Origin of the sequence: Pseudomonas sp. CM25, assembly GCF_013179705.1 — a bacterium.
GTDB lineage: Bacteria > Pseudomonadota > Gammaproteobacteria > Pseudomonadales > Pseudomonadaceae > Aquipseudomonas.
This window is the reverse complement of the sequence record NZ_JABMCW010000337.1, coordinates 1-5,560: the sequence shown is the minus strand read 5'-3', so window position 1 is coordinate 5,560 and position 5,560 is coordinate 1. Positions and strand designations below refer to the sequence as shown.

Below are 5,560 nucleotides of genomic sequence, written 5' to 3'. Positions count from 1 at the left end.
CCTCAAGGCGGCGCTGAGCGAGGCCGGGTTCGAGGTTACCGAAGCCCCAGGCCTGACCATCGACCTGCCCGCCTGCGTCGCAACGGTGCGCCCCGACGTGGTGCTGATCGACACTGACTCCCCGGACCGCGATGTGATGGAACAGGTGGTGCTGGTCAGCCGCGACCAGCCCAGGCCGATCGTGCTGTTTACTGACGAGCACGACCCGCAGGTGATGCGCCAGGCGATCCAGGCGGGGGTCAGCGCCTATATCGTCGAAGGCATCCATGCGGCGCGGCTGCAGCCGATCCTGGATGTGGCCATGGCCCGTTTCGAAAGTGACCAGGCGCTGAGGGCCCAGTTGCTGGCGCGCGACCAGCAACTGGCCGAGCGCAAGCGGATCGAGCAGGCCAAGGGCTTGCTGATGAAAATGAAAGACTGCAATGAAGAGCAGGCCTACACCCTGATGAGGCGCCAGGCCATGAGCCGGCAGCAGAAGCTGGTGCAGGTGGCGGAGCAGATCATTGCGATGCATGAGATGTTGGGGTAGAGCATTAGATGTCGCAAAAATCCGTAGGCGAGCACACGCGAAAAGTTGGCCCATCTCTTGCTCGATAACCCTCACCGGTAACCAACGGCGGTTGCCCCACCTGATCCCGACAAAGACGTCGCTCTCCCCTCCATCCCCCTGGAGCGGGTAGCGGCGTCTTTTTCGTTCCGTTGCATTGCCGAGTGAGGTGTTCGATGAGTACCAGCTTCTGGAAATCCGGGCATGTGCCCACCCTGTTCGCCGCGTTCCTGTACTTCGACCTCAGCTTCATGGTCTGGTACCTGCTGGGCCCGTTGGCGGTGCAGATTGCCGCCGACCTGCAACTGAGTGCACAACAACGGGGCCTGATGGTCGCTACGCCGATACTGGCCGGGGCGATCCTGCGCTTCGCCATGGGCGTGCTGGTCGACCGCCTGTCACCCAAGACCGCCGGGCTGATCGGCCAGGTGGTGGTCATCGTCGCCCTGGCTGCAGCCTGGCACCTGGGCGTGCACAGCTACGAGCAGGCGCTGCTGCTGGGCGTGTTCCTTGGCTTTGCCGGTGCCTCGTTCGCCGTGTCGCTGCCGCTGGCTTCACAGTGGTACCCGCCGCAACACCAGGGCAAGGCCATGGGCATCGCCGGTGCCGGCAACTCCGGCACAGTGTTCGCGGCGCTGCTGGCCCCGGTACTGGCTGCAGGCTTTGGCTGGAACAATGTGTTCGGCTTTGCACTCATCCCGCTGGCAATCGCGTTTGTGGTGTTCGCCCTGCTGGCGCGCAACGCCCCGCAACGGCCCAGGCCGAAAGCGGTGGCCGATTACCTGAAGGCCTTGGGCGACCGTGACAGCTGGTGGTTCATGTTCTTCTACAGTGTCACTTTCGGCGGCTTCATCGGCCTGGCCAGCGCCCTGCCCGGCTATTTCAGCGACCAGTACGGCCTGAGTCCGGTAACTGCCGGTTACTACACCGCCGCCTGCGTGTTCGCCGGCAGCCTGATGCGCCCGCTCGGTGGCGCCCTGGCCGACCGCTTTGGCGGCATCCGCACGCTGCTGGGCATGTACGGCGTGGCGGCCATCTGCATCGCCGCAGTCGGCTTCAACCTGCCTAGCGCGGCCGCTGCATTGGCGCTGTTCATCAGTGCAATGCTCGGCCTGGGCGCCGGCAACGGCGCGGTATTCCAGCTGGTACCGCAGCGCTTTCGCCAGGAGATCGGGGTGATGACCGGGCTGATCGGCATGGCCGGCGGCATCGGCGGCTTCCTCCTGGCCGCGGGGCTTGGCACCATCAAGCAGCACACCGGTGACTACCAGCTGGCGCTGTGGCTGTTCGCCAGCCTGGGCCTGCTGGCCTGGTTCGGCCTGCATGGGGTGAAACAGCGCTGGCGTACCACCTGGGGTTCGGCTGCGGTTACCGCAGCACGGGTCTGAGGCACGCCGATGAGTCTGCAACTGAGCTTTGCCCAGGCCAGCGCCACCGGCCCGCGCGCGGAAAACCAGGACGCCCTGCGCCTGGTAACCCCGGCGCCGGAGCTGGCTGCCAGCAAAGGCTACCTGTTCGCCCTCGCCGACGGTGTCAGCCAATGCGCCGACGGCGGCCTGGCTGCACGCGCCACCCTACAGGCGCTGGCCCTGGATTATTACGCCACCCCGGCCACCTGGAGCGTGGCCCAGGCACTGGACCGCCTGCTGCTGGCACAGAACCGCTGGCTGCGTGCCCAGGGCAGCGGCCAGCCACTGCTCACCACGCTCAGTGCGCTGGTGTTGCGTGGCCGGCGCTTCACCTTGGCCCATGTCGGCGACTGCCGCGCATACCGCTGGCACGCCGGGCACTTGCAGTGCCTGAGCGAAGACCATGTGTGGGACCAACCCGGCATGCAGCATGTGCTGAAACGCGCGCTGGGCCTGGACCAACACCTGCTGGTGGATTACCTGGAGGGCGAACTGCAGCCGGGCGAGTGCTTTCTGTTGCTCAGCGACGGCGTCTGGGCCAGCCTGGGCGACCAGCACATCCAGGCGGTGCTGCGCGAACAACCCGACCTGCAAGTGGCCGTCGACACCCTGGTCGCCAGCGCACTCCTCAATGGCAGCCAGGACAACGCCAGTGCCTTGCTGGTGCAGGTCGAACAGTTGGGCACCAGCAACCTGGGCGATACCCTGGCGCAACTGCAGCAATGGCCGCTGCCGGGCCCGCTGCGCGGAGGCCAGGTGATCGACGGCTGGGGCGTTGAGCAACTGCTCGCGCACAGCCACCAGTCACTGCTGTACCGGGTACGTGACGGCCAAGGGCACGCCTGGCTGCTCAAGACCCTGCCCGCCGCGCGCGAGCACGAGCCTGGCGCGGCGCAAGGGCTGCTGCTGGAAGAGTGGTTCCTGCGCCGGGTCGCTGGCCGGCACTTCCCCGAGCTGCACCCCGCCAGCCAACGTCAGCACCTGTACTACGTGATGCGCGAATACCCCGGCCAGAGCCTGGCCGCTTTGCAGGCCGAGCACGGCCCGCTGCCCCTCACCCAGTGGCTGGAAATCGCCCGGCAGCTGTTGCATGCAGTTGGCGTGCTGCACCGGCGTAATGTGCTGCACCGCGATATCAAACCAGAAAACCTGCACCTGGGCAGCGATGGCCAGCTGCGCCTGCTGGACTTCGGCCTGGCGTACTGCCCGGGGCTGTCCCAAGACCCTTTGCACACGTTGCCGGGCACGCCCTCGTACATCGCCCCGGACGCATTCGAAGGCCTACCGCCCAGCCCGCGCCAGGACCTGTATGCCGTGGGCGTGACGCTGTACCACCTGCTGACCGGTCATTACCCCTATGGCGAGGTGGAAGCATTCCAGCGACCGCGCTTCGGCCAGCCGGTGAATGCCGCCCGCTACCGCCCCGATCTGCCGGAATGGCTGCAGCACAACCTGCAGCAGGCGGTGGCTGCCGACCCGGCGCAGCGCTACGAAACTGCCGAACACTGGCTGCTGCTGCTCGAACGCGGTGACCGCCAGGAGCTGCCCGACCGGCCACGGCCATTGCTGGAGCGCGAACCGCTGAAAGTGTGGCGCACCCTGGCCCTGCTGTCCTTGCTGATCAACCTGATACTGCTGCTTACCCTGCTCAAGGGCTGAGCAGGCAACCCAAATCGCAGGCAAAGAAAAACCCGGCCGAGGCCGGGTTTTTCATGAAACGTCAGGCCAATTACTTGGACTGAGCTTCAACCTGCGCTTCAACGCGACGGTTAACAGCGCGACCTTCTTCGGTGGCGTTGTCAGCAACCGGACGGGTTTCGCCGTAGCCAACCGAGTCAACACGGGTAGATTCTACGCCGTACTGCTGGGTCAGAACCTGCTTCACAGCGTTGGCACGACGCTCGGACAGCTTCTGGTTGTAAGCGTCTGGGCCCACGGAGTCAGTGTGACCTTCAACCACGGTGGTGGTCTGTGGGTACTGCTTCATGAAGTCAGCCAGGTTCTTGATGTCGCCGTAGCTGTTTGGCTTGACGACCGACTTGTCGAAGTCGAACTTGACGTCCAGCTCAACACGAACCACTTCGGCAACAGCCGGGCAGCCATCAGCGTCAACGGTAACGTTGGCCGGGGTGTCCGGGCACTTGTCGACGTTGTCGCAAACGCCGTCGTTGTCGGAGTCGGAGCAGACTTCAGCAACTGGAGCCGGAGCGACTTCAGCTTGCTTCGGGCTACCGCCGAAGTTCAGGCCAACACCAACGCTCGGGGCCCACTCGGTGTCGCCCTGGTCGATGTTGTACTGAGCTTCTACGCCGGCACGGGCGTAGAACATGTCGGTGATGTACCACTTGGCGCCAGCGCCAACGTTGGCGAAGGTGGAGTGGTCACGACCGCCACGGCCGGTCTGGCCCAGCGACTGGTGCGAGAAACCAGCGGAAACGTACGGACGGATGGCGTCATACGGGTTGTTGAAGTGGTAAACGGCGTCCAGGGCGCTGTTCGAGCCCTTGATGTTCTTGCCGTCTTCGCCACGAGCGTTGTGAACTTCGTCGTAGCCCAGACGCAGTTCAACGTCGTCGGTCAGGAAGTAACCGATCGAGCCGCCGAACAGGTTGCCGTCGTTCTTGAAGTCGCGCTGGCTGTCGAAGAATTCCTTCTTGTAGAAGCCTTCGACTTCTACAGCGCCTGTGCCTTGTGCCATAGCGCCGATCGAAGTGGCGGCTACAAGCGAACCAATGGCCAAGCCCAAGGTGTTTTTCAGTTTCATCCGTTAAATCCCCATCTGGTGATAGTTAAGCAGTCCCACCACAAACAAGGGGGACAACTCGACGGCAAGTCTAGCAGAACTCACCGCTGCGTTAGAGATATTTGCACGCCACTAAGTTTCATCGAGGCCAGCAAATTTCTCACGAAGCTTGTCTAGCGCGCGCTTGTAGCGCATTTTCGTTGCGCTCAGGCCCATGTGCATGATGTCGGCAATTTCCTGAAATTCCAGCTCTGCGACAAAACGCAGCACCAGGATTTCCCGGTCAATCGGGTTCACATGCACCAGCCATTTGTCCAGCCCGCCTTTTTCTTCAGGTTTTGGTGCCTTGTCTTCGGACGCCTCTTCAACAGGGTCCAGACTCAAGGCATCCATCAGCCTGCGTTTACGGCGCTCCTTGCGGTACTGGGTAATGCACTCGTTGTAGGTGATGCTATAGAGCCATGTCTTGAACTTGGATTTGCCTTCGAAGTTCTTCAGCCCGTACAACACTTTCAGCATCACTTCCTGACAGACATCGTCCGCGTCCCGGTCGTTCCCCAGATAACGCGCACAGACGTTGAACAGGGTTCGCTGGTAGCGCCGCATGAGCTCTTCATAGGCGCGGGTAACGTGGTACAGCTCCTCATGCGAACGCGCCACCAACTCTTCATCGGTGAGCTCGCGGGGGTCATAACGCATGGGCGGCGAATGAACTTTATTCAAAACGGATCTGGCCGACAGTCAGGTCAATGTCGCCGCGAGACCCCGTGGGTCATTTTCGCGGCGGCATACATTAACAGCTTTTGTGCGGTTAGCGGCTATTGACACGCTGTTCCAGCAGCTCGCGGTTGGACAGCGATA

Annotated in this window: 5 protein-coding genes; 3 read left to right on the top strand and 2 right to left on the bottom strand. The window is 63.1% G+C overall.

The annotated features are described in order from the left end of the window. The 3 genes from HP546_RS24845 to HP546_RS24835 form a co-directional block, all read left to right on the top strand. Window positions 1-529: ANTAR domain-containing response regulator (locus tag HP546_RS24845; RefSeq protein WP_172230829.1), on the top strand; the 529-nt coding region annotated here is incomplete at its 5' end. Between the two features lie 194 nt (window positions 530-723). Then, window positions 724-1,935, top strand: a complete 1,212-nt coding sequence (locus HP546_RS24840; RefSeq protein WP_172230826.1) for a NarK/NasA family nitrate transporter — start codon at window positions 724-726, stop codon at window positions 1,933-1,935. A 9-nt stretch (window positions 1,936-1,944) separates the two neighbouring features. After that, window positions 1,945-3,615, top strand: a complete 1,671-nt coding sequence (locus HP546_RS24835; protein WP_172230823.1) for a bifunctional protein-serine/threonine kinase/phosphatase — start codon at window positions 1,945-1,947, stop codon at window positions 3,613-3,615. A 70-nt stretch (window positions 3,616-3,685) separates the two neighbouring features. Here HP546_RS24835 and HP546_RS24830 read toward each other — a convergent pair whose 3' ends face one another. Both HP546_RS24830 and sigX read right to left on the bottom strand, forming a co-directional pair. Beyond that, on the bottom strand, window positions 3,686-4,720 hold the full coding sequence (locus HP546_RS24830; protein ID WP_172230820.1) for an OmpA family protein: 1,035 nt from the start codon (window positions 4,718-4,720) through the stop codon (window positions 3,686-3,688). A gap of 111 nt (window positions 4,721-4,831) precedes the next feature. Next, window positions 4,832-5,398, bottom strand: coding sequence for an RNA polymerase sigma factor SigX (gene sigX, locus HP546_RS24825; protein WP_003248665.1), 567 nt, complete (start codon window positions 5,396-5,398; stop codon window positions 4,832-4,834). Window positions 5,399-5,560: the final 162 nt, after the last annotated feature.